Raw genomic sequence first — 23,632 nt, 5'->3', positions numbered from 1 at the left:
GCTTACTCGGGTTTGGTGAATGAGCTCTGCAAGAAGACCTGCGTGCCCCGCGGACCGGTGATGCGCACGCTCACCCGGTAGACCGCGAGCAGGGTGGTGAGTGGGCGTTTGCTGGCGGGCAATTGGCTGCTGCCACCGGCCACATCGCCGCTGGAGGGCGTGTAAGCGCATTTGCCGATGCTGGCCGCGCCAGTGGCGTTGCAGAGGCGGTCGATGACATAGCGGATGGTGATACCCGAAGCCGCGCCGCTGGTTCCTGCCAGCACGCCGGACATGTCCGCGCCCGTCGGGGTGAAGGTCGCGCCGCTGATATCGGCGCCCGAAGCCGCACCCGTGGTCAACAGCACGTTGGGGATGCCACTTGCATTGGCGACCAGTTGCACCGCGCTGTAGTTCGATGCCGGCACGTTGGTCGCCAGCGTGCTGGTCGCTGCCAGTGGGCCACCCGCCTTGAAATCGGTCGTGACTTTGGAAAGCGCCTGCTCCCCCTGATTCACCAGATCGCGCTTGAAGGCAATGTTGCCAGCCGCGAACAAGGAAGTGTTCATGGAACGAATCACGGCCACGCCTCCGGCCAAGAGCACCACCAGCACGATGAGACACAACAGGAGGACAACGCCCTCTTGTCGCGCTGCGGAAGGATGATTTTTCATCATGAGGTGGGCAACAGCAAAACGTTGCGCAGCGGAATCGTGAATTCCACAAGGCGATAGCGATAGTGCTGGTCGTCGCCCGAGGTGGAGAGCGTCACGGCCGCACGCTTGAGTGACGCATCCGGCGCGGGCGTCAGGTTGTCGAACAGCGCGGGAATGGTGGTCGAGACCACCTCCTTTTCGTACTTGTTGCCGCGCATCACGAGGGCGACCCGGATGGCGACGATCTGGCGGATCGTGGCCGGATTCGCCATCAGGGTGGCAATGTCGTACCCCGTGGCGCCCGGGTCGACCCATTTGTCCAGGATGCCGTCGGCATTCGTGTCGAGGCCGTAAAGCGCGTGCATTTGCGCGACACCATCGGCAATCGCTTGCGCGGCGTCGTTGCCATCGGCGCGCAACAGGTCGTACGCGAACAACGTCCGATTAGCACCTACACCGAACAACTGGAATTGAACATTCCTGGCAGTGGTGTTACCGAGCGGTGTCAGGTAGGCCGATCCGCTCGATGCCATGGCCGCCAGGCTGGTACTGCTACCGGTCGACGTGAAGTACGTGCCACTCAGCGGGATCGTGGTGTTTCCCACGGTGTCTACAAAGGTGCTGGTCACCGGTTCCAACAGGCAATCTGTCTCTCCTGTCTGGCTCACCAAAGTCAAGTCGCCGCCCGTGATGCCCACCGCATTGTTGACCCGTACGATGTTGCTCGTTCCTGTCGACGACACATTCGACAACAGCGGCCGCGGCACATCACCGGCCGCGGCATTGCCGCCCATGACGACCAGGACATCGGAGCCTGCGCCCGACGTCGCGCCAATCAACGGCCCATCGGCCTGACCTTTGCCAATCAGCACCGGCGCTACGCGTAAGTTTCCGCTGCCCGTGGCGCCGCCCAGAAAATAAGTAGCAAACGGCGCGGGAAATGCGAGGTTCGTGCGAGGCAAGTCCGGAGTGCTGCCCATTTTGGCGGTGAGGCGACACCCGAAAATGCCGGCCAGCGAAGAGGCCTGCGTGAAGCCGGAGCCGGCGCTGCGGACCGCCCGGTCCAGGAAGTAAGACGCGTACGAACCTGTCTGGTTCATGTCGTTGGTCGAGGTGGTGGTCCGCTTGGTGGATTCGTTCGTGATCACAGTGCTGGTCACCGCCAGGGTGACGATCAGTGCGATCACGATCGACACCATGAGCTCAATCAACGTGAACCCGGATGTCCGCCGTTCAGAAAATGGATGGCTCATGGCAGCGTCACCCGGGTTGAGAGCTGGCTGCCTGCATTGGCGCTGCTGGCGGTGCGAGTGGGTGAGCGCCATTGGATGAGAATGTCCGCGCTGTTGGTGGTGCCTGCCACCGGCGTGATGGTCACGGTGCCGTTCGACAAGCCGCCCGTCGTTGGTGCGCTGACGCGCGCCTGCCACGCGGTGCCATTCACGGTGACCGAGTCCGTCAGCCACATCGTGCTGGCGATCTCGTTGGCGAGCAGGGCCGCACGACCTCGGTCTTCGGCGTCGACCGATGTCGTGACCGCCCGCGCTTGCAGCCCGACCAGTCCCAATATGCCTAGCGAAAAGAGAAGGATCGAGACGAGAACCTCCAGCAGGGCGATGCCACGTTGACCAGCGCGCGATGCAGGCAGATGTGGTTTTTTCATGGTGCGGGACACCCGTCGGGGACATCACGTGAAAGTGCCTTGTCGGGATCACACATGCGAACCTGCCCTCCGAGCGCGACCAATACACGCAACCTGCGTTCCGCACCCGTCTTGGTAATGTCGTAAGTCGGCGCCGAGGCAATGGAGCAGTTCGCACCGGTCACACCCGGGCTGGGATTGGTGACAAGCCGTCCATTCGCGTTGAAACAAATCGCGGATGGCCCAGCAATCTGAACACCCGCGCCAGCCGTCGTCAGCACGCCCGCCTCGATAAAAGTCGGCGCAGTGGCCGCGTCCAGTGCCGCAGGAACCCAGTTGATCGACCAGTTCTTTCCATTGGCGGACGCCGTCAATGCGGTTTGCGGTGAACTGCTGTTGGTCAATGAAAAAACGACCTGCCGGTTGCGTCGCAAAGCTTCGTTCTGCGCCAGTCGCACCCCGTTTTGCAGCGTGTCGGCCACCGTCCTGACCCGTGAATTGGCGACCCACTCGAACATGGAAGGCATCGCCAGTCCCACCAGAATCGCCATCACCGCGATGGTGATGACCATCTCTAACAGGGTAAAGCCTCTGCAAAAGGAACGGCGATTCAACACGTCTGTCCTTTGCTCGTGACCCAGTCGTTGGCGCAGGTATTCCAGCCACTGCCACTGCGGACAGCAGGCGTCGCCCGGTTATTCGCCTGATCGACCGTGAATACGAACCCGTTGGTCGCACCAGAACCGGTTGCCACCAGCGTGAAAGTTGAAGCTGTCGCCGCACCATACGTGCCGTCGCAAGACAATTGAAAAGACCCCACCATGCGCAAATTGGCTGCCACGAGACAGGGTGACGTGAACGCGCCGGTAGAAAGGTACGTCCTGTTGTCCTGGAAGTACCGCTCCATATTGACGCGCATCGCCGAAAGCCCGTTACTCGCATCCACCACTTGCGCCCTCAAGACGTAATCTCGGTAAGAAGGCAAGGCAATTGCGGCCAGGATGCCAATGATCGCCACCGTAACCATGACTTCAATAAGCGTGAAGCCCTTTTGTTTTCTTTGGAAGGCATTGGTTTTGGAAGATGGCATGTGGATCCTTTCAGGCGACGTGTCACCATTGTTTTTGTTTGTTACCAAAGTTTACGTCTTGTGGACCATTTTGGCTCTTTGAAGAGTTACCGCTGAGCGGCCGGCTTGCGCCGTTTGTCTGTCTTCCTTGATCGATAGCAGCACCAATGCTTTCGATGGCGAGGTGCATTCGGATGAACTGCCTCTGTTGATCCAATGTTCACGTCGTCTAGAAATAGAAATAGCCGCCCGAAGGCGGCCAATATTGAGCTCGATGTCTTACAAGCTACAAGCAGCAGGACGATGCTTCGGCAGCGGAGTTCCGCCTGCGCGCGTTGTTGGCCTCGCTGTCGTCGGCTTGCACGTCTCACAACGTCGCGTTCGGGTAAAACCAGGATTGTTTAGGGCGAACTAAGCAGCATGTCGCATCCGTAGTTGTACATCGACGATGTCCGCCACGTCCGCCGGAAGAAAAGCCCTGCGTTTTCGGCGATTAGGAACATCCCCTCGGGCACCTATCGCTGGCAGTGAGCAGCGAAGGCGGAACGTGTAAACCGTGAAACGGGCGCTTCAGGCGTGAAAAAGCCGCCCGAGGGCGGCGGCTTTAGGGGAGAGAAACTTTAGACGCCAGCGCACGTCTTCGGAACATACTTTTGCGCCGCGGTCGACGTGCAGGTCCAGACGTTTGAACCCTTGTCGGCGTTGCTTAGCGTCAAGGTCACAGTTTTAGAAACAAGGGGCGTAGCTACGCCAGCGTCTTTAAATGTTGACACGATGGTGCAGCCGCCTGCCGCACTTGCGGTGAACCGCACCGGGATTTGTGGAGGCTCCACCCTTTGAGAAGATGGAGCCATGAACAAGTCGAACAAGTTCTCACCTGAGGTCCGCGAGCGCGCGGTGCGCCTGGTGTTGGAACACCGCGGGGAGTACCCCTCGCTGTGGCTGGCGGTCGAATCGATTGCCCCGAAGATCGGCTGCGTGCCGCAGACGCTGCTGACATGGGTCAAGCGTCACGAGATAGATTCCGGCGCGCGCGATGGCGTAACGACGTCGGAGGCGCAGCGCGTCAAAGAGCTCGAACGCGAGGTCAAGGAATTGCGCCGGGCCAACGAGATCCTGAAGGTGGCGAGTGCGTTTTTCGCCCAGGCGGAGCTCGACCGCCGATTCAAGTCCTGAGAGAGCTCATCGACGAGCATCGCGATACGTTCGGGGTCGAGCCGATCTGCAAGGTTTTGCAGATCTCCCCGTCCGGGTATCGACGGCATGCGGCGCTTCGTCGCGAGCCGGAACGGCGCTGCGCACGAGCGCAGAGCGATGACATTCTTGCAACAGAGATCAAGCGCGTCTGGCAAGCCAACATGCAGGTCTACGGCGCCGAGAAGGTCTGGCGGCAGTTGGCTCGCGAAGGCACAGCGGCGGCCCGATGCACGGTTGAACGGCTGATGAAACGCCTCGGACTTCGCGGCGTCATGCGGGGCAAAGTCGTACGAACGACGATCAGCGACCGCAGGGCGCCGTGCCCGCTGGACAAAGTCAACAGGCAGTTCAAGGCCGACAGGCCGAATCAGCTTTGGGTCTCGGACTTCACGTACGTCTCTACCTGGCAAGGCTGGCAATACGTGGCCTTCGTCATCGACGTCTACGCCAGACGCATCGTAGGCTGGCGAGTCAGCAGTTCGATGACGACAGACTTCGTCCTTGATGCCCTGGAGCAGGCACTGTACGCAAGGCAGCCGGAACGCGATCGAAGCCTTGTGGCGCACTCCGACAGGGGCTCGCAATACGTCTCTGTCCGCTACAGCGAGCGGTTAGCAGAGGCCGGCGTGGAGCCGTCGGTTGGCAGCAAAGGCGACAGCTACGACAACGCTCTGGCCGAGACGGTCAACGGTCTCTACAAGGCCGAATTGATCCATCGCCGGGCGCCTTGGAAGACGAAGGAGTCCTTGGAACTCGCGACGCTCGAATGGGTGTCTTGGTTCAATCACCATCGACTGCTGGAGCCCATTGGCTACATCCCGCCCGCCGAGGCTGAGGCAAACTACTACCGGCATCTCGCCGAGCAGGCCGTCATACCGGCCTGACTTAAACCAACTGGCCTCTACGAAACCCGGTGCGGTTCACGGTGCCGCCAAGGGTGGTCTTGAGCACGTACTTTCCGGTAATGTCGGTGTCGACGGCCGTGCCGGCGGCCTTAGCAGTAGTAGCGTCCGCGTTGGTTGCGCACGTGCCGTCCTGCGTGAACTTTTCGAGCACAGCTATGCGCTGGCCCTCGGCGAGCGAGACAGCTTCCGTGGCCTGTGCACGAGCGATGTAGTCCTGGTAAGCCGGCAAAGCCACAGCAGCCAAAATACCGATGATCGCCACGACGATCATCAATTCGATAAGGGTGAAACCCTTTTGTACGTTGCGTGCAATGGAACGACGGTTCATTTGAAAAACTCCAGGTTGGTAAATAAGGCCCGGGAACCTCCCGGAGCGCCTATCTATCCGCAGCATCTGTGCCAGCGCGCCAGAGGTGTCCCACGCTGACATTTGTGCGGACTAGTTCACATTCTGGTTACACCATGTGACACTTAGCGCCAGTTTGCTCGCGGACGGCGGTGACAAATTTGTCATCTGCCCAAAATGTCGCTCAGAGTTCAAGCACGCCCGCCGTTTGCAGCCAGCGAATGTCGCGCTGCGCCAGCCCGAGCAGCTCGCCGGCGGCGAACGCGTCGATCTGGCTCATGATTTCTTCGGTCTCGGCGGGCTTGGTGTGGGTGATGTAGATCGGGTAGCGCCGGCCGGGCGCGATCTGCGCGAGTTCGTCGGCCAGCGTGGCGGGCGACAGGTGCAGGCTGCGCTGCGCCAGGGCCTGTTCGCGGTTGCTGAAGGCGGTTTCGATCACCAGCACGCCGACGTCCATCGCGTTGATGCGCTCCCAGAAGGGCGCGTTGCGTTCGGTGTCGCCGCTGAAGACCCAGTTCGGGCCGCCCTGGGCGGATCGCACGGCGTAGCCGCAGGCGGGCACGGTGTGCACGGCGGGGAGCACTTCGATGTGCTTCAGCAGCCGGCTGCCGAGTTCGAGCTTCTGACCGACCGCGATGTCGTGAAAGCTGACGAACGGCTTTTCGCGGCTGGGGATGCTCGCGAAGTCGGGCCAGATGACGTTGTTGAACACGTGGGCGCGCAGTGCTTCGATGGTGGCGCGCAAGGCGTGCACGCGCAGCGGTTGCTGGCGGCGGCTGGCCACGGCGTCGATCATCAGGGGCAGGGCGGCGACGTGGTCGAGGTGCGAATGGGTGAGCACCACGTCGTCGATGCCGGCCATTTCGTCCAGAGTGAGGTCGCCGACGCCGGTGCCGGCATCGACGAGCAAATCGGTGTCGACCAGAAAAGAAGTGGTGCGGCAGTCTTTGGCGATGGCGCCAGAGCAACCCAACACGCGCACCTGCATTTTGTGGGCCTTTTGATATGTCACTTGGTTTCGAACCGGGTTGCGCCGTCCCAGCTCGCGTCTTTCGGGCGCAACGCCATGGAGGCTAAACGTTCGACGTACAGCTGGTAAAGGACTTTTTTGGCAGGGGTCGCGAGCAGCGGCGTCAAAAGGGTTCGGCCCGCCGCCCAGTCTTGCGCACGGTAGGCGGCGAGCACGTCTTGCCAGCGGGCCAGGTCGGCGAGTTGTTCTGCACTCGCCGCCGCGGGCCGCGCGAGGGGCGAATAAATGGTGACGGTCCGGGCTTTGCCCTTGACCCCGACGAGGTCGAGTTCCTGCCAGACGAATTGCGGCGCGGCGCGGCGCGTGGCGTCGCTGGCGATCACCTCCACGCCGTAGTGGCCGCTCAGGCTTTCGAGCCGCGACGCCAGGTTGACCGCGTCGCCCACCACCGTGTAGCTGCGGCGCAGCGCGGAGCCCATGTCGCCGACGCTCATGGTGCCGGTGTTGAGGCCGATGCCCACGCTGATTTCGGGGTGCCCGCTGGCGCGGTGCGCCTGGTTGAGGGTGTGCACGGCAGCGGCCATCTCCAGTGCGGCGGCCACGGCGAGGTCGGCGTGGTCGGGCGTGTCGACCGGGGCGCCCCAGAAAGCCATGACGCAGTCGCCCATGTACTTGTCGACGGTGCCGCGGTGCGTGCTGATGATCTCGGTCAGCCGGCTGAAGACGCCGTTGAGGAAAGTCTGCAACTCGGTGGGCGCCATCTGCTCGGACATCTGGGTGAAGCCGCGCATGTCGCAGAACATCACGGTGAGCTCCTTGCTCTCAGCGCGCATGCTGTAGCGGCGCGGCGAGAGGAGCATTTCCTGCACGAGCTGCGGCGGCACGTAAGTGCCGAAGAGCTGGGTCAGCCCCCGGCGAACGCGCGCCTCCACGAGGTAGCCCCACGCCACGTTGAGCGCGAAGGCCAGCGCAATCATGACGAGCGCGGCGGCCAGTGGCAGCACCAGATAGGCCTGCAGATAGAGCCAGCTGTTCAGCCCCACCACCACGGCGACGGTGCCCACGCCGAGCAGCACCGCGCGCGCGACCGACAGCACCGACAGCCCGTAGGCGAGCCCGAGCCCCGCCAGCAGAATCACCAGCACGTCGTAGATGTCGGATTCGCCGGGCGCTTCCGGCAGGCGGCGGTCGAACAGGCCCGAAATGATGTTGGCGTGCACCTCGACGCCAGGGAAACCCGCACTGACCGGCGTGGCGCGCAAATCCTGCAGCGCAGGGGCGGTGGCGCCGACCAGCACGATCTTGTCCCGCAGTTCGCCGGGTGCCAGCCCGCCGTTCAGCACGTCGGCCGCGGCCACGTAGCGAAACGATCCGCCCTGTGCACCGCCCGGCCCCCGAAAGGGGACGAGCATGCTGCCGGTCTGGTCGACCGGAATGCGCAGAGGCGCCGCCCGGCCCGGAATGAGCAGCGCGTCGAGCGCGCCGCCGGGCTTGAGCGACGCCTGCACGGACGGCATGCCGCTCGCCAGCCGGTACACCGTCAGGCCGAGCGATTCGTAATAGCCCGGCCTGGCTTCGTCGCCTTCGTAGGCGGCCAACAAGGGCGCCGATCGCACCAGGCCGTCGCCGCTGCCTTCGATGAGCATGTTCAGGAAGCCGGACGACGCGGCCGCGTTTGCCAGGGGCGGGATGTTGCCGCCAAAACCACCCCAGCGCGTCATGTAGTCGTGGGTCGGCGGAAAGGCGTCCGGCGGCAGCGCAGGTTGGGGCAACAGGCCTTTGGCACCCTTTTGGGTGAAGTAGTAGCCGAGCGCCACGCGCCGGTCTTTCAGCGCCGCGGCGAACGCGGCGTCGTGGTCGAGCGCGGGCGCCATGCGGTCGATCTCGTCGGCCAGCCCGGGCACGTTTCGCAAGGGGCCGGCGGCCAGTTGTTGCAGTGCCTGCAGGCTGGAGCTGCCGTCGGACTCGGCAAACACCACGTCGAAACCCAGCACGGCGGCCTGCTGCCGGTCCATGAGTTCGGTCGTCAGCCGCGCCAGCTTGTCGCGGCTCCACGGCCACTGGCCCATGGCCTGGAGGCTGGCATCGTCGATATCGACGATGACGATGCGCGGATCGAGGGTGCGGGGCAGCGTCGAGCGCAGCCGCACGTCATAGATGAAGTTGTCGAGCCGGTCGATGAACGAAAAGCGGTAGAGGCCGGTGGCATGCGCCAGCGCCAGGACCACCGCGACCAGCGTGATCGCCATGCGCGGCCAGTGCCGCCGGACGGCCTGGATCACCACGGGCATGGCGCGAAAAACCGCGGATCAGGCTTGGACGAACTGCATCCGGGTGCCGCCGAGTTCGAGCACGTCGCCGTCTTGCAGGGCCACGGCCTCGGTGCCGAGGGGCTCGCCGTTGAGGATGGTGCCGCCATCGATGGGGGCCACGACGTAGCCCTGGATTCGGCGGGTGACAGCGGCCACCGCCACGCCCGGCTTGCCGATGGTGGTGACGACCTTCTGCAGCGAGAGCTCGCGGCCGGCGCCAGCGCCCGAGAGCACACGAATGACGGCGGCGCTGATGCCGCTGCCGCCCAGCGACGCAGACACCGTGGGCGCAACCGAAAGGGGAATGGGCGCCGAAGACGGCGTGAGCAGGACCGTGCGCGCGATCGCCTCGGACACCACCGCGCCGGTGAGGTAGCGGATCTTGTACTTGCCGACTTCGATGACGTCGTTGTGTTCCAGCGCCTGTTTCTTGATGGCGCGAGCGTTGACATACGTCCCGTTGGTGCTGTTGAGGTCTTCAAGATAGACGTCGACGCCGATCATGTGGAGCACGGCATGCTCGCCGCTGATGGCGAGATTGTCGATCACGATGTCGTTGTACGGTCGGCGGCCTAAAGTGGTGCGGTCCTTTGCAAGGGTCACCTCTTTGATCACGACACCGTCGATCGAAACGATCACTTTCGGCATGGCCGACTCCTGAATCCGAGTGTTTTATTTCGTCTTGCCTGGCTCTGACGTGTTCATGTCACCTGCGCGGGCCAAGACAACCGAAATGTTGTCCCGTCCGCCATTGTCGTTGGCAGTTGCAACCAAAAGTGTTGCTTTTTCAGGCAGCCCGATATCTTGTAACAAAAGCGTGAAAAGCTGCGCGTCGGAAACCATCTCGCTCAAACCGTCCGAACAGAGCATGAACAGATCGTCCGGCTGGGCCGCGTGTGCGTGCATTTCGAGGTCGACATGGCGCTCGATGCCCAGCGCGCGCGTCACCAGGTTGCGGTGCGGCGACTGCGCGGCCTGCTCCGCGGTGATGATGCCGGCGTCGAGCTGCTCCTGCAAAAGCGAGTGATCGCGGGTGAGCAAATCGAGTTGGCCGTTGCGCAGGCGATAGCAGCGCGAATCGCCGATGTGGCCGACGATCGCGCGCTGCGGTCCGAACACGGCCACGACCAGCGTGGTGCCCATGCCCTGCAGCTGGACGTTCGAGATTCCCGCTTCGAGAATGGCCTGGTTGGATTCGTCGACGCCGGCCTGCAGCGCACGGCGCAGCGCACGCGGGTGCGCGAGCGGCCCCGAATGGGCGAGCCAGCGGCCGAAGCTGGCTTGCAGCAGGGCGATCGCCATGCCGCTGGCCACTTCGCCGCCGTTGTAGCCACCCATGCCGTCGGCCAGGATCGCGAGCCCCAATGTCGGGTCGAAAGCGATCGCGTCCTCGTTGTTCGCGCGCACACGGCCGGAGTTCGTGAGGGCAGCGAAATCCCAGGACAGCGCGCCGCCCAAAGCCGGACCGGTGATGCCGAAACTCGCCATGGACGTCGTTCAGTCTTCCGAATCAGTGCGCGACACGCGCGCGTTTTTGCAGGAACCGGCCCAGGCCGACCACGAAAGCCGCCCCGGCCGCCGCCGCCGCGTAATGCAGCCACGGATTGGCGACCAGCACCTCTCGCAGCGACACGTCGCTCACCATCGTTTCGCCACCGACCCAGCCGATCAGCGCGGCGCCGAGCACCACGATGATCGGGAAGCGCTCCATCAGCTTGATCATGAGCGTGCTGCCGAAGATGACGAGCGGGATGCTGATCGCCAGGCCCAGCACCAGCAGCGTCGTGCTGCCTTGCGCTGCCGCGGCGACGGCGATCACATTGTCCAGACTCATGACCAGATCGGCGATCAGGATCGTGCGCACGGCCGCGAAAAGCGTGCCGTATTCCTTGCCTTCGCCCTCATCGTCATCTTCGTCGCTGAGCAGCTGGACGCCGATGTAGAGCAGCAGCAGGCCGCCGACGATCTGCAGATAAGGCAGCGCCAGCAGCTTGACCGCCACCACCGTGAGCGCAATCCGCAACACCACGGCGGCCGCCGAGCCGAAGAAGATGGCCTTCTTTTGCTGGTCCGGCGGCAGCGAGCGTGCAGCCAGTGCGATCACGACGGCGTTGTCGCCGGACAGGATGATGTTGATCCAGATGATCTTGACCAGGCCGATCCAGAACTCGGCGCTTTGCATCAATTCCATGTTTTGTCTTCTCCGCTCTGTTTTGTATTGAAAAAGCGCCCGCAACCTGAATTGCGGGCGCTTTTTCTTTTTTGGGAGCTCTCTTTACCGCAGGGCTTCGATTACAGCCGGGCCTTGAGCAGCTTGGCCAGTTCCGAGAAGTTGCGGGTCACGGTGAAGCCGCACTCTTCCATGATGGAGAGCTTGGCTTCGGCCGTGTCGGCACCGCCTGAGATCAGCGCGCCGGCATGGCCCATGCGCTTGCCGGGAGGGGCCGTCACACCGGCGATGAAACCGACGATCGGCTTCTTCATGTGGTCCTTGCACCAGCGCGCAGCGTCGGCTTCGTCCGGGCCGCCGATCTCGCCGATCATGATGACCGCGTCGGTGTCGGGATCGTCGTTGAACGCCTTCATCACGTCGATGTGCTTCAGACCGTTGATCGGGTCGCCGCCGATGCCGACTGCCGACGATTGGCCCAGGCCGATTTCGGTCAGTTGCGCCACGGCTTCGTACGTCAGCGTGCCCGAACGCGAGACCACGCCGATGCGTCCCTTGCGGTGGATGTGACCGGGCATGATGCCGATCTTGATTTCGTCGGGCGTGATCAGGCCGGGGCAGTTCGGGCCGAGCAGCAGCGTCTTCTTGCCGCCGGCGGCTTCCTTGGCGCGCATCTTGTTGCGCAGCACGAGCATGTCGCGCACAGGGATGCCTTCGGTGATGCAGATCGCCATGTCGAGGTCGGCCTCGACGGCTTCCCAGATCGCATCGGCCGCGCCGGCTGGCGGCACGTAGATCACCGACACGGTCGCGCCGGTTTGCTGGGCGGCTTCCTTGACCGAGCCGAAGATCGGGATGTTGAAGATCGACTCGCCGGCCTTCTTCGGGTTCACGCCTGCGACGAAGCAGTTCTTGCCGTTCGCGTATTCCTGGCACTTTTCCGTATGGAATTGACCGGTCTTGCCGGTGATGCCTTGCGTGATGACTTTGGTGTCTTTGTTGATGTAGATCGACATGACGTTTCCTTAGGCTTTCTTGACTGCTGCCACGACCTTCTGGGCCGCGTCCGCCATGGTGTCGGCGCTGATGATGGGCAGGCCCGAGTCGGTCAGCAGCTTCTTGCCTTCGACTTCGTTGGTGCCCTTCATGCGCACGACCAGCGGCACTTGCAGGTTGACGGCCTTGCAGGCCGCGATCACGCCGGTGGCGATGGTGTCGCACTTCATGATGCCGCCGAAGATGTTGACGAGGATGGCCTCGACGTTCTTGTTCTTCAGCATGATCTTGAAGGCTTCGGTGACCTTCTCGGGGGTGGCGCCGCCGCCCACGTCCAGGAAGTTGGCCGGCTCGCCGCCGAACAGCTTGATGGTGTCCATGGTGGCCATGGCCAGGCCGGCACCGTTCACGAGGCAACCGATGTTGCCGTCGAGCGAGATGTAGGCGAGGTCGAACTTGGAGGCTTCGACTTCGGCCGCGTCTTCTTCGTCGAGGTCGCGGTAGGCCACGATTTCAGGGTGACGGAACAGCGCGTTGGCGTCGAAGTTGAACTTCGCGTCGAGCGCCTTGATGTTGCCGTTGCCTTCGAGGATGAGCGGGTTGATTTCCACGAGGGACGCATCGGTCTCCATGAAGATCTTGTAGAGCTTCTGCATCACGTCGACGGCCTGCGCCTGCGATGCTTGCGGAACGCCGATGCCGGCGGCCAGCTTCGTGCCCTGGGCGTCGGTCAGGCCGACGGCCGGATCGACGAAGTCGGTGATGATCTTCTCGGGCGTGTCGTGCGCGACGCCTTCGATGTCCATGCCGCCCTCACTCGAAACGATGAACGCGACGCGCTGGGTGGCGCGGTCGGTCACGGCCGAGACGTAATACTCTTTCTGGATGTCGGCGCCGTCTTCGATCAGCAGGCGACGCACCTTCTGGCCTTCGGGGCCGGTCTGGTGCGTGATGAGCTGCATGCCGAGGATTTCGCCGGCGAGCTTCTTGACCTCGTCGAGCGAGCGAGCCAGCTTGACGCCGCCGCCCTTGCCGCGACCACCGGCGTGGATCTGGGCCTTGACCACCCACACCGGGCCGCCGAGTTTCTGGGCGGCTTCGACCGCCTCTTGCACCGTGTAAGCCGGAATGCCGCGAGGCACCGGTACGCCGAACTTGGCAAGGATTTCCTTGCCTTGATACTCGTGAATCTTCATGAGGGGGATCTCTCGGAAGGGAGGTTGAGAACTGGAAATCTGAGGTGATCTGGCTGTTGTCCGCGGGCGACGGCAGCCTGACGGCTGGGGGCGGCGAACAACCGCGGACTGTATCATGGTGCGCCGCACCAACGCTTGCTGCGCCGCTGCGGTCAATACGTAGTTTCTTGTACTTTCTCCAGAGCAACACCATGGCCAAGGTCTTCATCGATGGCGAAGCCGGCACCACCGGCCTGCAAATTCGCGAGCGGCTCCAGTCGATGCCGCAGATCGAACTCGTGAGCATCGCGCCCGCGCTGCGAAAAGACGTGGCCGCCAAGCGCGATCTGATGGCCAGCGTCGACCTCGTGGTGCTGTGCCTGCACGGCGACGCGGCCATCGAATCGGTCGCCCTGATCGACCAGCTGCCCGGCAAGAAGCCCAAGATCATCGATGCCTCGACGGCACACCGCACGAACCCCGACTGGGCCTTCGGGTTCCCTGAACTGGTCGCCGGCCACTGGCAGGCCGTGGCCGCATCGGACCGCGTCGCCAACCCGGGTTGCTACGCGACCGGCGCGATCGCCATCGTGCGCCCGCTGGTCGACGCGGGTCTGCTGCCGGCCGACTTCGCGATCGCGCTGCCGTCGGTCAGTGGCTATTCGGGCGGCGGCCGCACCATGATCGAGGCCTGCGAAAAAGGCGAGGCGCCGCTCTACGAAACCTACGCGCTCGGCCTGAAGCACAAGCACATCCCCGAAATCATGAAGTACACCGGCCTCACGCGCCGCCCGGTGTTCATTCCGGCGGTCGGCAACTTCCGGCAGGGCATGCTGGTGCAGTTGCCGTTGCACCTCGACGACCTGCCGGGCAAGCCGCACGCCGCCGACCTGCACGAGGCGCTCGCCGCCCACTACGCGAAGAGCAATACGCCCGAACAGTTCGTGAAGGTGCTGCCACCGACTGCCGACGGCAAGCTCGAGCCCACTGCGCTGAACGACACCAACGTGCTCGAGCTGCGCGTCTACCCGAACGAAGACCACCGCCATGCGGTCGTGATCGCGCGCCTCGACAACCTGGGCAAGGGCGCGAGCGGCGCGGCCGTGCAGAATCTGAAGCTGATGCTCGGTCTTTGAGCGTCGCTCGACACCATAACAACGAGGAGAAATCATGGCCACCCCTTTCCCGAAACCCAGCCGCGCATTCGTCGCTGCGTCATGGACGGCGCTGTTCGTCGGTGCGATCGTCTACCTGATCGGGCTGTGGAACGCGACCATGCAGCTCAATGAAAAGGGCTACTACTTCACCATCCTGATGTATGGGCTGTTCGCGGCGGTGTCGTTGCAGAAGTCGGTGCGCGACCGCCTCGAGGGCATCACGGTCACGGGCATCTACTACAGCCTGTGCTGGATCTCGCTGCTGCTGTCGGTGGCGCTGCTGGCCGTCGGCTTGTTCAACGCAACGTTGGCGAACAGCGAAAAGGGCTTCTACGCGATGGCCTTCCTGCTTGCACTGTTCGGCGCGGTCGCCGTGCAGAAGAACGTGCGCGACATCGCTTCGCACCAGGCCGAAAACGGCGGCCTGGGCGCGGCCGACGCAGCCTGAGTTCGCGGTCCGCGGCGGCGCTGCGTCAGCGCAGCATCGCGGACATCGCCGAGCACGCGTTCAGCATCCGCACCGCCGCTTCGACCGTCGGTGCGCCGAAGCGCAACTCGACCGGCGTCGTCCGCTCGAACGTCGGCCACTGACAGAAGAGGTCGGCCAATGCCGGCGTCTGCGTGCGCAGCGTGACGGTGAGCGGCGTTGGCCACACCCACGGCGCCACCGCGGCACGGCCTTCCAGCGCCGACACGACACCGGCCCGGATCGCAGCGCACGACTGCGCCGGCGAGAGCGACACGCCGCCCGTCTGCCCCATCGCCTGCTTGGTCTGAACGAAGGTGGTTGCCGGAAACAGCGCGCGGTTCTCGGCGATGAAGACGTCGTCGCCGCTGGCCATCCACACCGGCACGCCGTACTCGCCGGCCAACGCGCCGTAGATGCCCGCCTCGCTCATCGGCTGGCCGTCGAACTCGACGGCCGCGAAGGCGAAGCTGTTGATCGTGTGCGCCAGGATGCCCGCGCCCTGCGCGCGCGAGTGGTAGCCGACCATGCAAACGCCGTCCACGCCGAGATCGACACCCGCCACCATGCTCAGGTAGCGCGGCTTGCCCTGGATCACCTGCGCGCGCGCATCGAGCAGATCGGGCGGCATGTTGCGAAAGTCGCCGTGCGAATCGTTGACGTACACCACGGTCGCGCCAGCGTCGAACGCGCCGGCGATGGCCGCGTTGGCCTCGTCGGTCATCCAGCGGCGGGCGCGCTCGTATTCGGGGTTGCCCGCGCGGGTCTGCTGAAAGTGGAAGACGCCGGCCACGCCTTCGATGTCGACCGAGATCAGCACCTTCATGTCAGAGCCGATCGATCTTCGGGTCGAGTGCATCGCGCAGGCCGTCGCCCAGCAGGTTGAAGGCGAGCACGGTGAAGAAGATCGCGAGCGACGGGAACAGCGCCACGTGCGGGGCATTGACCATGTCGGCGCGCGCCTCGTTCAGCATCGCGCCCCATTCGGGCGTCGGCGGCTGCGCGCCGAGGCCCAGGAACGACAGGCTCGCCGCCGTGATGATCGAGGTGCCCAGGCGCATCGTGAAGTACACGACGATGGCCGAGATGGTGCCCGGCAGGATGTGCCGCAGCATGATCGTGCGGTCGCTCGCGCCGATGCTGCGTGTCGCTTCGATGTAGGTGAGGTTCTTGAGCACCAGCGTGTTGCCGCGCACCAGGCGCGCGAAGGCCGGCACGCTGAACACCGACACGGCGATGATCACGTTGGTCATGCCGCTGCCGAGGATCGCCACGACGCCCAGCGCCAGCAGCACACCCGGAAAGGCGAACAGCACGTCAGAGATGCGCATCACGATGCGGTCCCACCAGCCGCCGTAGTAGCCGGCCAGCAAACCCAGCACCGTGCCGACGATGGCGCCGAGCACCACCGAGAAAAAGCCGGCGGCCAGCGAGATGCGAGCACCCATCAGGATGCGGCTGAAGATGTCGCGCCCCAGCGGATCGACGCCGAACCAGTGCACCGCCGAGGGCCCCTGGTTCAAGCGGTCGTAATCGAAGAAGTTCTCGGCGTCGTACGGCACGAGCCAGGGCGCGAAGACCGCGACCCCCACCAGCAGGACCACGAAGACGAGCGCGCCGAAAGCGACGCGCTGCATGCGGAACTTGCGCCAGAACTCGCTCCACGGCGTGCGCACGTTGGCTTCGGCCATCGCGGTCGTCATGGGCGCTTCACTTGTATCGGATGGTGGGATTGATGAAGCCATAGAGCACGTCGACCACGAGGTTGATCAGGATGAATTCGAGCGAGAACAACAGCACCAGGCTCTGGATCACGGGGTAGTCGCGCATCTCGATGGCGTCGACCAGCAGGCGGCCGAGGCCCGGCCAGTTGAAGACGGCCTCGACCACGATCGAGCCGCCCAGGAGGAAGCCGAATTGCAGGCCCATCATCGTCACGACCGGAATCAGCGCGTTGCGAAGACAGTGCTTCAGGATCACCCACTTTTCGGACACGCCCTTCGCACGCGCAGTGCGCACGAAGTCTTCGCCGATCACCTCGATGAACGACGCCCGCGTGAAGCGCGCCATCACGGCAGCCACCGCGGCGCCGAGCGTGATCGACGGCAGCACGTAGTGGCGCCAGGTGTCGGCGCCGACGGTCGGCAGCCAACCCAGCTGCACCGAGAACACCTGCATCAGCAACATGCCGAGCGCGAAGGCGGGAAACGAGATGCCCGACACCGCGAGCGTCATGCCCACGCGGTCGGGCCACTGGTTGCGGTACACCGCCGAGACGATGCCGATCACTATGCCGAAGATCACCGCCCACACCATGCTGGTGAGGGTGAGCAGCAGGGTCGGCATGAAGCGTTCGGCAATCTCGGTCGACACCGGTCGTTTGGAGCGCAGCGACATGCCGAAGTCGCCCTGCACGATGTTCACGAAGAAGTTCAGGAACTGCCGCGGCAGCGGTTTGTCCAGCCCGAGGTCCTCGCGCACCATCTGCACGGTTTCCGGGCTGGCGTCGACGCCCGCCGCCAGCCGCGCCGGATCGCCCGGCAACAGGTGCACGAACAGGAAGACCAGCACCGCGACGATGAACAGCGTCGGCAGCAAGCCCAGGAGACGCTTGAGGATGTAGGAGGTCATCGTCGCCGGGCCGCGGTCACTTCAGTTCGACTTCGTCGAAGTTGAAGCTGCCGTCCGGAATCACATAGAAGCCGGTCAGGTTGCGCGCGCGCACCGACAGCAGTTGCTCGGTCACGAGGAAGGCCCAGGGCGCGTCCTTCCAGATGCGCTGCTGCGCGTCGGCGTAAAGCTTCGCCTTGGCGGCCGGGTCGGTGGTAACCAGCGCCTTCTTGATGTCGGCGTCGACGTCGTCGTTCTTGTAGTAGGCCGTGTTGAAAAGCTTCGGCGGATACGACTCCGACGCCAGCAACGGACGCATCGCCCAGTCGGCTTCGCCAGTCGACGACGACCAGCCCACGTAGTACATGCGCACCGGCGCGGTCGCCGGGTCTTGCGCGCTCTCGACGCGTTCGACGCGCTGGCCGGCTTCGAGCGCCTGCACCTGCACCTTGATGCCGACCTGCGCCAGCTGCTGCTGCACGAACTGGATGACCTTTTGCGCGGTCGTGTAGTTGTAGGCCGACCACAGCGTGCTCTCGAAACCGTTGGGGTAGCCGGCTTCCTTCAGCAGCTCTTTCGCCTTGGCCGGGTTGTACGGCCACGGACCGAGCTTGACCGCACCATCGACGCCCTTGGGCAGCACGCCCTCGGCCGGGATCGCGTAGCCGGAGAAGGCGACCTTGACCAGCGCTTCCTTGTTGATCGCGTAGTTGATGGCTTCACGCACCTTCGGGTTGTCGAAGGGTTTTTGCGTGGTGTTCATCGAGATGTAGCGCTGGATGATCGACGGCGCGGCGGTCACTTCGAGGCTGGGCTTTCCCTTGAGATTTTGCGCGGCTTCGGGGGGCATCGGAAACGCGAAGTGCGCCTCGTTGGTCTGCATCATCGCGGAGCGCGTGTTGTTGTCGACCACCGGACGCCAGGTGATGCTGTCGACCTTCGGGTAGCCCTTGCGCCAGTAGCCGTCGAACTTGGCGACCTTCAGGTAGTCGGTCGATTTCCATTCGACGAACTTGAACGGGCCGGTGCCCACCGGGTTCTGCGCGATGCCCTTGCTGCCGAACTTGGCGAGCGCGGCCGGCGAGATGATCACGGCCGACGGATGCGCCAGCGTGTTCATGAACGGCGAGAACGGCTCTGTCAGCGTGAACTTGACCGTGGTCGCATCGACCGCCTCGGTCTTGGCGATGTTCTTGTAGAGGTTGTAGCGCTTGAGTTTGTTGTCGGCGTTGGTCACGCGGTCGAAGGTGGCCTTGACGGCCTCGGCATTGAAGTCGGTGCCGTCGTGGAACTTGACACCGCTGCGCAGCTTGAGCGTGTAGACGAGGCCGTCCTTGCTCACCGTGTGGCCGGTGGCCAGCACCGGCACCATCTTCATGTCCTTGTCGAAGCCGTAAAGGCCTTGGTAGAACGACTTGGCGACGGCTTGCGAGAGCGTGTCGTTCGCGTCGTATGGGTCGGTCGTCGTGAAGTTCGACTGCACCGCGACGACGATGTCTTTGGCGGCGTGCGCGGAGGCGGCGAAGCCTGCCAGGCCGGCCAGGGCGAGGCCGGCGGCGATACGGGAGAGAGGTTGGCTCATGGTGGGACTCCTTTGAAAATTCTAGAAACCGCCCGCCATCGGATGGCGGGCGACGAAGTGACCGGACCCGGGCACGACCTCGACCAGCGGCTGGACGTCGGGCTCATGGCCGGGTGGATAGACAGGGCTCGGGATCTCGCCCTTGAGCAACGTGCGGCCGATGTTGCGGCGCGTCGGATCGGCCACCGGCACCGCGGCCATCAAGCGCTTGGTGTAGGCGTGCTGCGGGTTCTCGAAGATGGCGCGGCGCGGGCCGATCTCGACGATTTGGCCAAGGTACATCACCGCCACGCGGTGGCTCACGCGTTCGACCACCGCCATGTCGTGCGAGATGAAGAGAAACGCCACGCCGAGTTCGCGCTGCAGGTCGAGCAGCAGGTTGATGATCTGCGCCTGGATCGACACGTCGAGCGCCGACACCGATTCGTCGGCGACGACCACCTTCGGGTTGAGCGCCAGTGCGCGCGCGATGGCCACGCGCTGACGTTGCCCGCCGGAGAACTCGTGCGGATAGCGCTGCGCATGGTCGGCCGGAAGCCCGACCTTCTCGAGCAGCCAGCGCACGCGTTCCTGTGCCGCGCTGCCGCTCGCGATGCCGTGCACCAGCAGCGGCTCCATGATCGAGTAGCCGACCGTGACGCGCGGGTCGAGCGACGCAAAAGGGTCTTGAAAGATGAACTGGATGTTGCGGCGCAGCGCCTGCAGTTCGCGCGTGGGCAGGTCGAGCACGTTGCGGCCATCGAACTCGATGGAGCCGCGCTGGCTCTCGACCAGACGCAACAGCGAGCGGCCGGTGGTCGACTTGCCGCAACCCGATTCGCCGACCAGCGCCAACGTTTCGCCGGCCCGCAGGTCGAAGCTCACTTTCTCGACCGCATGCACTTCGCGCGTGACGCGATTGAGGAGGCCGCTGCGCAGCTCGAAGCGCGTGACGAGGTCTTTCACACGAAGGATGGGTGGGATGTCGCGGCGCACCGTGTCGTGCGGCGCGGGCGGCGGTTTCGGGGCGCCGCCGGCATCGACCTGCAACAACTCGAACTTCGCCGGCAGGTCGGTGCCGCGCATCGCGCCGAGCTGCGGCACGGCCGACAGCAGCGCGCGCGTGTAGGCGTGGGCGGGCGCGGCGAACACCTGCGTCGAAGCACCCGCCTCCACCTTGTCGCCGCGGTACATCACGAGCACGCGGTCGGCCACTTCGGCCACCACGCCCATGTCGTGCGTGATGAACAGCACACCCATCTGCATCTCGGTCTGCAGCTCGCGGATGAGCTGGAGGATCTGCGCCTGGATCGTGACGTCGAGCGCGGTGGTCGGCTCGTCGGCGATGAGCAGCGAGGGCCGGCACGACAGCGCCATCGCGATCATCACGCGCTGCCGCATGCCGCCCGACAGCTGGTGCGGAAAGCGGTCGAGCACGTTGCGCGCTTCGGGAATGCGCACGAGTTCGAGCATGCGCAATGCTTCGGCACGCGCGGCGGCGCGGTCCTTGCCCTGGTGGATCGCGATGGCCTCGGCGATCTGGTCGCCCGCGGTGAACACCGGGTTCAGCGAGGTCATCGGCTCCTGGAAAATCATCGCGATGTCGGCGCCGCGGATGGTGCGCATCGCGGCATCGGAGGCGCGCGCGAGATCGAGCACCTGGCCGTTGCGGCGACGGAACGCCATGCGGCCATCGACGATGCGGCCACCGCCGTATTCCACCAGCCGCATTAAAGCGAGCGAGGTCACCGATTTGCCGGAGCCCGACTCGCCGACGATCGCCAGCGTTTCGCCGCGCTCGACGTGGAACGACAGGTGGCGCACCGCGTCGACCACGCGCTCGGAAGTCGAGAAACGCACCGTGAGGTCGTCGACGGCGAGCACGCGCCCTTCGGGCAGCGCGAGCGTCGGCGATGCCGGTTCGGATCGTTCGGGTGCGGGGATGACAGCAGACATGGCGGCCCCGGTTCAGCGATGGATCGCGGTGTGCGGCGTCTCGGCGCCGCGGGCGTGGGCGCGGTACATGCCCGAGGTGTTGAACGAGAGACTCAGGTTGCCGTGTTTGTCGACCGCGATCAAGCCGCCACGCCCGTCGATGGCCGGCAGCGCTTCGAGGACGACGGCATCGACGGCCTGCTGCAGCGTCTGGCCCGCATAACGCATGCGCGCGCAGACGTCGTATGCCGCCACGCAGCGCATGAACATCTCGCCGCTGCCGGTGCACGACACGGCGGCGGCGCGGTCGTCGGCGTAGGTGCCGGCGCCGATCAACGGCGTGTCGCCGATGCGGCCCGCGCGCTTGTTGGTCATGCCGCCGGTGGAGGTGGCGGCGGCGAGGTGGCCGAACTGGTCGAGCGCCACCGCACCGACCGTGCCGAACTTGCTGCCTTCGGCGAGCGGTGCGCTGTCGTGATCGAGCGCGACGCGGTCGGCGGCCAGCGCGTGGCGCAGTTGCTGGCGGCGTGCCTCGGTCGAGAAGTACGACGCATCAACCATTTCGAGCCCCGCGGCCCGCGCGAACGCTTCGGCGCCGGCGCCGCCGAGCAGCACGTGCGTACCATCTTCCATCACCGCGCGCGCGGCCTGCACCGGGCGGCGGATGTGGCTCACGCCGGCCACCGCACCGGCGCGCAGATCAGCGCCGTTCATGACGGCTGCGTCGAGCTCATGGGTTTCGTCGTGCGTGAAGACTGCGCCGTGGCCGGCGTTGAACAAGGGGCAGTCTTCCAGCATGCCGACCGCGAGGCAGGTCGCGTCGAGCGCGCTGGCGCCGCCCAGCAATGCGGCCTGCGCGGCGGCGACGATCGCGTGCAGCGCGTCGTGGTACGGCCGGGCCGCGGGCGCGCCGGACGCGACCGCCGCGATGGTGCCGGCGCCGCCGTGGATGGCGATGACTGGGGTGGTGCTCATGGCGTGGGGGTTCTCATTTGACGCGATCTGCCGGCGCTGCGCGCAGGCCTTGCCCGGCATGCAGCCAGGGCATGAGGGATTCGACGACGTTGCCGGCGCGTTGGAACGCATCGGGCGCGCGCAGGGCAACGGCGCTGGTCAGCGCTTCGATGACGGCCAGCGCGCTGGTCTCGCAGTTCGGGCGATAGCGGGTGTCGGTCTGGGCGTAGAGCACCACGTCGGCCAGTGGCGCGAGCGGGGAGCTCGGGCGGTCGGTCAGTGCGAGCACGGCGATGCCCCGGTCGCGCGCGATACCGGCCAGCGTGACGGTGTCGGTCAGGTAACGCGGATAGCCGATCGCGACCAGCAGGTCGCCAGGCCTGCCGCGCGACAGGGCCCGCGCTGCGTGCGTCACCCCGCTGATGGCCGGCAGCAGCCGGGCGTCGGCGCAGTACGGGTCCAGCCCGTGCTGCAGCAGCCCCGCCAGAAAGGCGCTCGCGCCGTAACCGGCGATGTGGACGGTCTTTGCGTCGAGCAGGTGCTGCACCGCGCGCTCGCAGGCACCGTAGTCGAGCGTGCGGCGCGTCGCCTCGATGTTGCGATGGCTCTCTTCCAGCGCGGTCGCGAACACCTGCGCCACCGTCGACGGCTGCGCGAGGTTGCCGCGCAATTGCTCGACTGGCGCCAGCAACGGCTCGAAGCCCCGCACCAGTTCCGACCGGAAACTCGCGTAACCCTCGAAACCGAGCGCCCGCGCGAAACGGTTCGCCGTGGCGATCGACACGCCGACCGCCGCCGCCAGTTCATCGATGGGCAAGGTGGCGACCTGCAGTGGATGCGAGCGCACGTAGTCGGCCACCTGCCGGTGCGAGCGCGTGAGGCGCGGCAGCGCCTCGGCGATGCGCTGCGCCACGGTGGTGCTTTTGACGGAAGAAGTTACGGAGGTCACGCGCGCATTCACGCACCCTCAAAGGGCGAAAAAGTAAATTTAGTCGCAAATATAGCGGCGGAAAGAAAACTTTTGGTCATTCGCGTGTTTGACGCAAATTCCGGACCCGCACCCCGACGCCGATTCAGTCGTCGTCGACGTTGCCCTTGAACACCTTGCCGACCACCGCGCCGCTGAAACCGCGCGCGAGCAGAAAGCGGGTTTGCTTCGCTCGCGCCTTGGCATCGACCGGCGGTTCTTCGAAGCGGCGAAGCCACAGCGCCCGGGCACGGGCCAGTTCGCTGTCTTGCAGGCCGGCGACGGCGGCCGCGATGGCCTCGGGCGCGATGCCCTTTTGCTGGAGTTCCTGCCGCACGCGCAGGGCGCCCATGCGCGGTGCGCGCTGATGCAGCACCGACTGCACCACGCGCGTCTCGCTGATGAAGTCCTTGGCGGCCAGTTCGTCAAGTGCCATGGCAAGGGTGCCGGGCACTTCCTCGTACTTCTTCAACTTGCGTTCGAGCTCCGCACGCGAGTGCTCGCGCTGGCTCAGCAAGCGCAGCGCTCGGCCTTTCAGGGACGGGGCAGCGAAGGCCACGGGCTG

The 23,632-nt window shown here is 64.9% G+C and carries 25 protein-coding genes and 1 other annotated feature; of the genes, 3 read left to right on the top strand and 22 right to left on the bottom strand.

The window, feature by feature from the left end; translation table 11 throughout:
- Positions 1-2: 2 nt before the first annotated feature.
- The 6 genes from AX767_RS11135 to AX767_RS22275 all read right to left on the bottom strand — a co-directional run bounded on the left by AX767_RS11135 (position 3) and on the right by AX767_RS22275 (position 4,200).
- A complete protein-coding gene (locus AX767_RS11135) occupies positions 3-593 on the bottom strand; it encodes a hypothetical protein (RefSeq protein ID WP_156481030.1) in 591 nt (196 codons plus the stop codon).
- A 59-nt stretch (positions 594-652) separates the two neighbouring features.
- Entirely contained in the window at positions 653-1,888 is a 1,236-nt protein-coding gene (locus AX767_RS11130) for a PilW family protein (protein WP_168164851.1), read from the bottom strand.
- Positions 1,885-2,298, bottom strand: a complete 414-nt coding sequence (gene pilV / locus AX767_RS11125) for a type IV pilus modification protein PilV (protein WP_068631322.1) — start codon at positions 2,296-2,298, stop codon at positions 1,885-1,887. Before pilV ends, AX767_RS11130 begins: the two co-directional genes overlap by 4 nt.
- The gene (locus tag AX767_RS11120) at positions 2,295-2,849 is read right to left on the bottom strand and encodes a GspH/FimT family pseudopilin (protein ID WP_068631320.1); all 555 of its coding nucleotides are present in this window, start codon (positions 2,847-2,849) and stop codon (positions 2,295-2,297) included. The genes pilV and AX767_RS11120 overlap by 4 nt, the downstream gene beginning before the upstream one ends.
- A 38-nt stretch (positions 2,850-2,887) precedes the next feature.
- Positions 2,888-3,367 (bottom strand): type IV pilin protein, encoded by a 480-nt coding sequence (locus AX767_RS11115; RefSeq protein ID WP_068631318.1) that lies wholly within the window; start codon positions 3,365-3,367, stop codon positions 2,888-2,890.
- Positions 3,368-3,966: 599 nt separating this feature from the next.
- A complete protein-coding gene (locus AX767_RS22275) occupies positions 3,967-4,200 on the bottom strand; it encodes a pilin (RefSeq protein ID WP_082754986.1) in 234 nt (77 codons plus the stop codon).
- Here AX767_RS22275 and AX767_RS21015 point away from each other — a divergent pair.
- A protein-coding gene (locus AX767_RS21015; RefSeq protein WP_156480933.1) for an IS3 family transposase occupies positions 4,199-5,427 on the top strand; the annotation gives its coding sequence in 2 pieces (ribosomal slippage) (positions 4,199-4,487 and positions 4,487-5,427; 1,230 coding nt in all). The two genes, AX767_RS22275 and AX767_RS21015, sit on opposite strands and share 2 nt — an antisense overlap.
- Positions 4,477-4,593 (top strand) — a sequence feature (AL1L pseudoknot). Its footprint overlaps the gene before it by 117 nt.
- A gap of 1 nt (position 5,428) precedes the next feature.
- Here AX767_RS21015 and AX767_RS11100 read toward each other — a convergent pair.
- The 8 genes from AX767_RS11100 to sucC form a co-directional block, all read right to left on the bottom strand.
- Positions 5,429-5,776 (bottom strand): pilin, encoded by a 348-nt coding sequence (locus tag AX767_RS11100; RefSeq protein ID WP_068631316.1) that lies wholly within the window; start codon positions 5,774-5,776, stop codon positions 5,429-5,431.
- 202 nt (positions 5,777-5,978) lie between these two features.
- Positions 5,979-6,782 carry a 3',5'-cyclic-nucleotide phosphodiesterase gene (locus AX767_RS11095; protein ID WP_068631313.1) on the bottom strand — a complete coding sequence of 268 codons (804 nt, stop codon included), beginning with the start codon at positions 6,780-6,782 and terminating at the stop codon, positions 5,979-5,981.
- Positions 6,783-6,802: 20 nt separating this feature from the next.
- Entirely contained in the window at positions 6,803-9,055 is a 2,253-nt protein-coding gene (locus AX767_RS11090; protein WP_237288418.1) for a CHASE2 domain-containing protein, read from the bottom strand.
- An 18-nt stretch (positions 9,056-9,073) separates the two neighbouring features.
- Positions 9,074-9,724, bottom strand: coding sequence for an FHA domain-containing protein (locus AX767_RS11085; protein WP_068631312.1), 651 nt, complete (start codon positions 9,722-9,724; stop codon positions 9,074-9,076).
- 24 nt (positions 9,725-9,748) lie between these two features.
- Positions 9,749-10,564, bottom strand: a complete 816-nt coding sequence (locus tag AX767_RS11080; RefSeq protein WP_068631310.1) for a Stp1/IreP family PP2C-type Ser/Thr phosphatase — start codon at positions 10,562-10,564, stop codon at positions 9,749-9,751.
- Between the two features lie 22 nt (positions 10,565-10,586).
- Positions 10,587-11,267 (bottom strand): TerC family protein, encoded by a 681-nt coding sequence (locus AX767_RS11075; RefSeq protein WP_068631308.1) that lies wholly within the window; start codon positions 11,265-11,267, stop codon positions 10,587-10,589.
- A gap of 101 nt (positions 11,268-11,368) precedes the next feature.
- Positions 11,369-12,262: a succinate--CoA ligase subunit alpha gene (gene sucD / locus AX767_RS11070; protein WP_068631306.1), complete on the bottom strand. Its 894-nt coding sequence runs from the start codon at positions 12,260-12,262 to the stop codon at positions 11,369-11,371.
- A 9-nt stretch (positions 12,263-12,271) separates the two neighbouring features.
- A complete protein-coding gene (gene sucC / locus AX767_RS11065; RefSeq protein ID WP_068631305.1) occupies positions 12,272-13,438 on the bottom strand; it encodes an ADP-forming succinate--CoA ligase subunit beta in 1,167 nt (388 codons plus the stop codon).
- Positions 13,439-13,629: 191 nt separating this feature from the next.
- Between sucC and argC the strand changes: the two genes are divergently transcribed.
- Both argC and yiaA read left to right on the top strand, forming a co-directional pair.
- Positions 13,630-14,553, top strand: coding sequence for an N-acetyl-gamma-glutamyl-phosphate reductase (argC, locus tag AX767_RS11060; RefSeq protein ID WP_068631303.1), 924 nt, complete (start codon positions 13,630-13,632; stop codon positions 14,551-14,553).
- A gap of 34 nt (positions 14,554-14,587) precedes the next feature.
- Complete coding sequence (yiaA, locus tag AX767_RS11055; RefSeq protein WP_068631301.1) at positions 14,588-15,022, top strand: inner membrane protein YiaA; 435 nt, start codon at positions 14,588-14,590, stop codon at positions 15,020-15,022.
- Between the two features lie 25 nt (positions 15,023-15,047).
- Here yiaA and AX767_RS11050 read toward each other — a convergent pair whose 3' ends face one another.
- The 8 genes from AX767_RS11050 to recX form a co-directional block, all read right to left on the bottom strand.
- A complete protein-coding gene (locus AX767_RS11050) occupies positions 15,048-15,866 on the bottom strand; it encodes a M55 family metallopeptidase (RefSeq protein ID WP_068631300.1) in 819 nt (272 codons plus the stop codon).
- Position 15,867: 1 nt separating this feature from the next.
- Entirely contained in the window at positions 15,868-16,743 is an 876-nt protein-coding gene (gene gsiD, locus AX767_RS11045) for a glutathione ABC transporter permease GsiD (protein WP_068631298.1), read from the bottom strand.
- A gap of 7 nt (positions 16,744-16,750) precedes the next feature.
- Complete coding sequence (gsiC, locus tag AX767_RS11040; protein ID WP_068631296.1) at positions 16,751-17,671, bottom strand: glutathione ABC transporter permease GsiC; 921 nt, start codon at positions 17,669-17,671, stop codon at positions 16,751-16,753.
- A 16-nt stretch (positions 17,672-17,687) separates the two neighbouring features.
- The gene (gene gsiB / locus AX767_RS11035; RefSeq protein WP_068631294.1) at positions 17,688-19,232 is read right to left on the bottom strand and encodes a glutathione ABC transporter substrate-binding protein GsiB; all 1,545 of its coding nucleotides are present in this window, start codon (positions 19,230-19,232) and stop codon (positions 17,688-17,690) included.
- Positions 19,233-19,253: 21 nt separating this feature from the next.
- Positions 19,254-21,167 (bottom strand): dipeptide ABC transporter ATP-binding protein, encoded by a 1,914-nt coding sequence (locus AX767_RS11030; protein ID WP_068631291.1) that lies wholly within the window; start codon positions 21,165-21,167, stop codon positions 19,254-19,256.
- 12 nt (positions 21,168-21,179) lie between these two features.
- A complete protein-coding gene (locus tag AX767_RS11025; RefSeq protein WP_068633595.1) occupies positions 21,180-22,121 on the bottom strand; it encodes an isoaspartyl peptidase/L-asparaginase family protein in 942 nt (313 codons plus the stop codon).
- Between the two features lie 13 nt (positions 22,122-22,134).
- The gene (locus tag AX767_RS11020; RefSeq protein WP_068633593.1) at positions 22,135-23,049 is read right to left on the bottom strand and encodes a MurR/RpiR family transcriptional regulator; all 915 of its coding nucleotides are present in this window, start codon (positions 23,047-23,049) and stop codon (positions 22,135-22,137) included.
- Between the two features lie 124 nt (positions 23,050-23,173).
- A complete protein-coding gene (recX, locus tag AX767_RS11015) occupies positions 23,174-23,626 on the bottom strand; it encodes a recombination regulator RecX (RefSeq protein WP_068631289.1) in 453 nt (150 codons plus the stop codon).
- Positions 23,627-23,632 lie beyond the last annotated feature (6 nt).

Source organism: Variovorax sp. PAMC 28711 (genome assembly GCF_001577265.1).
Lineage (GTDB): Bacteria > Pseudomonadota > Gammaproteobacteria > Burkholderiales > Burkholderiaceae_C > Variovorax.
Note: the sequence above shows the minus strand (reverse complement) of the source record. Positions and strands in the feature narration are given on the sequence as shown.

Coding starts and splice junctions, on each gene's coding strand:
- sucC (WP_068631305.1), bottom strand. CDS start 13,438: ATGAAGATTCACGAGTATCAAGGCAAGGAAATCCTTGCCAAGTTCGGC.
- AX767_RS11115 (WP_068631318.1), bottom strand. CDS start 3,367: ATGCCATCTTCCAAAACCAATGCCTTCCAAAGAAAACAAAAGGGCTTC.
- AX767_RS11025 (WP_068633595.1), bottom strand. CDS start 22,121: ATGAGCACCACCCCAGTCATCGCCATCCACGGCGGCGCCGGCACCATC.
- AX767_RS11085 (WP_068631312.1), bottom strand. CDS start 9,724: ATGCCGAAAGTGATCGTTTCGATCGACGGTGTCGTGATCAAAGAGGTG.
- sucD (WP_068631306.1), bottom strand. CDS start 12,262: ATGTCGATCTACATCAACAAAGACACCAAAGTCATCACGCAAGGCATC.
- AX767_RS11030 (WP_068631291.1), bottom strand. CDS start 21,167: ATGTCTGCTGTCATCCCCGCACCCGAACGATCCGAACCGGCATCGCCG.
- yiaA (WP_068631301.1), top strand. CDS start 14,588: ATGGCCACCCCTTTCCCGAAACCCAGCCGCGCATTCGTCGCTGCGTCA.
- AX767_RS11100 (WP_068631316.1), bottom strand. CDS start 5,776: ATGAACCGTCGTTCCATTGCACGCAACGTACAAAAGGGTTTCACCCTT.
- gsiB (WP_068631294.1), bottom strand. CDS start 19,232: ATGAGCCAACCTCTCTCCCGTATCGCCGCCGGCCTCGCCCTGGCCGGC.
- gsiC (WP_068631296.1), bottom strand. CDS start 17,671: ATGACCTCCTACATCCTCAAGCGTCTCCTGGGCTTGCTGCCGACGCTG.
- AX767_RS11090 (WP_237288418.1), bottom strand. CDS start 9,055: ATGCCCGTGGTGATCCAGGCCGTCCGGCGGCACTGGCCGCGCATGGCG.
- pilV (WP_068631322.1), bottom strand. CDS start 2,298: ATGAAAAAACCACATCTGCCTGCATCGCGCGCTGGTCAACGTGGCATC.
- AX767_RS22275 (WP_082754986.1), bottom strand. CDS start 4,200: ATGGCTCCATCTTCTCAAAGGGTGGAGCCTCCACAAATCCCGGTGCGG.
- gsiD (WP_068631298.1), bottom strand. CDS start 16,743: ATGACGACCGCGATGGCCGAAGCCAACGTGCGCACGCCGTGGAGCGAG.
- AX767_RS11130 (WP_168164851.1), bottom strand. CDS start 1,888: ATGAGCCATCCATTTTCTGAACGGCGGACATCCGGGTTCACGTTGATT.
- AX767_RS11075 (WP_068631308.1), bottom strand. CDS start 11,267: ATGGAATTGATGCAAAGCGCCGAGTTCTGGATCGGCCTGGTCAAGATC.
- AX767_RS11050 (WP_068631300.1), bottom strand. CDS start 15,866: ATGAAGGTGCTGATCTCGGTCGACATCGAAGGCGTGGCCGGCGTCTTC.
- AX767_RS11095 (WP_068631313.1), bottom strand. CDS start 6,782: ATGCAGGTGCGCGTGTTGGGTTGCTCTGGCGCCATCGCCAAAGACTGC.
- argC (WP_068631303.1), top strand. CDS start 13,630: ATGGCCAAGGTCTTCATCGATGGCGAAGCCGGCACCACCGGCCTGCAA.
- AX767_RS11080 (WP_068631310.1), bottom strand. CDS start 10,564: ATGGCGAGTTTCGGCATCACCGGTCCGGCTTTGGGCGGCGCGCTGTCC.
- AX767_RS11120 (WP_068631320.1), bottom strand. CDS start 2,849: ATGGTCATCACCATCGCGGTGATGGCGATTCTGGTGGGACTGGCGATG.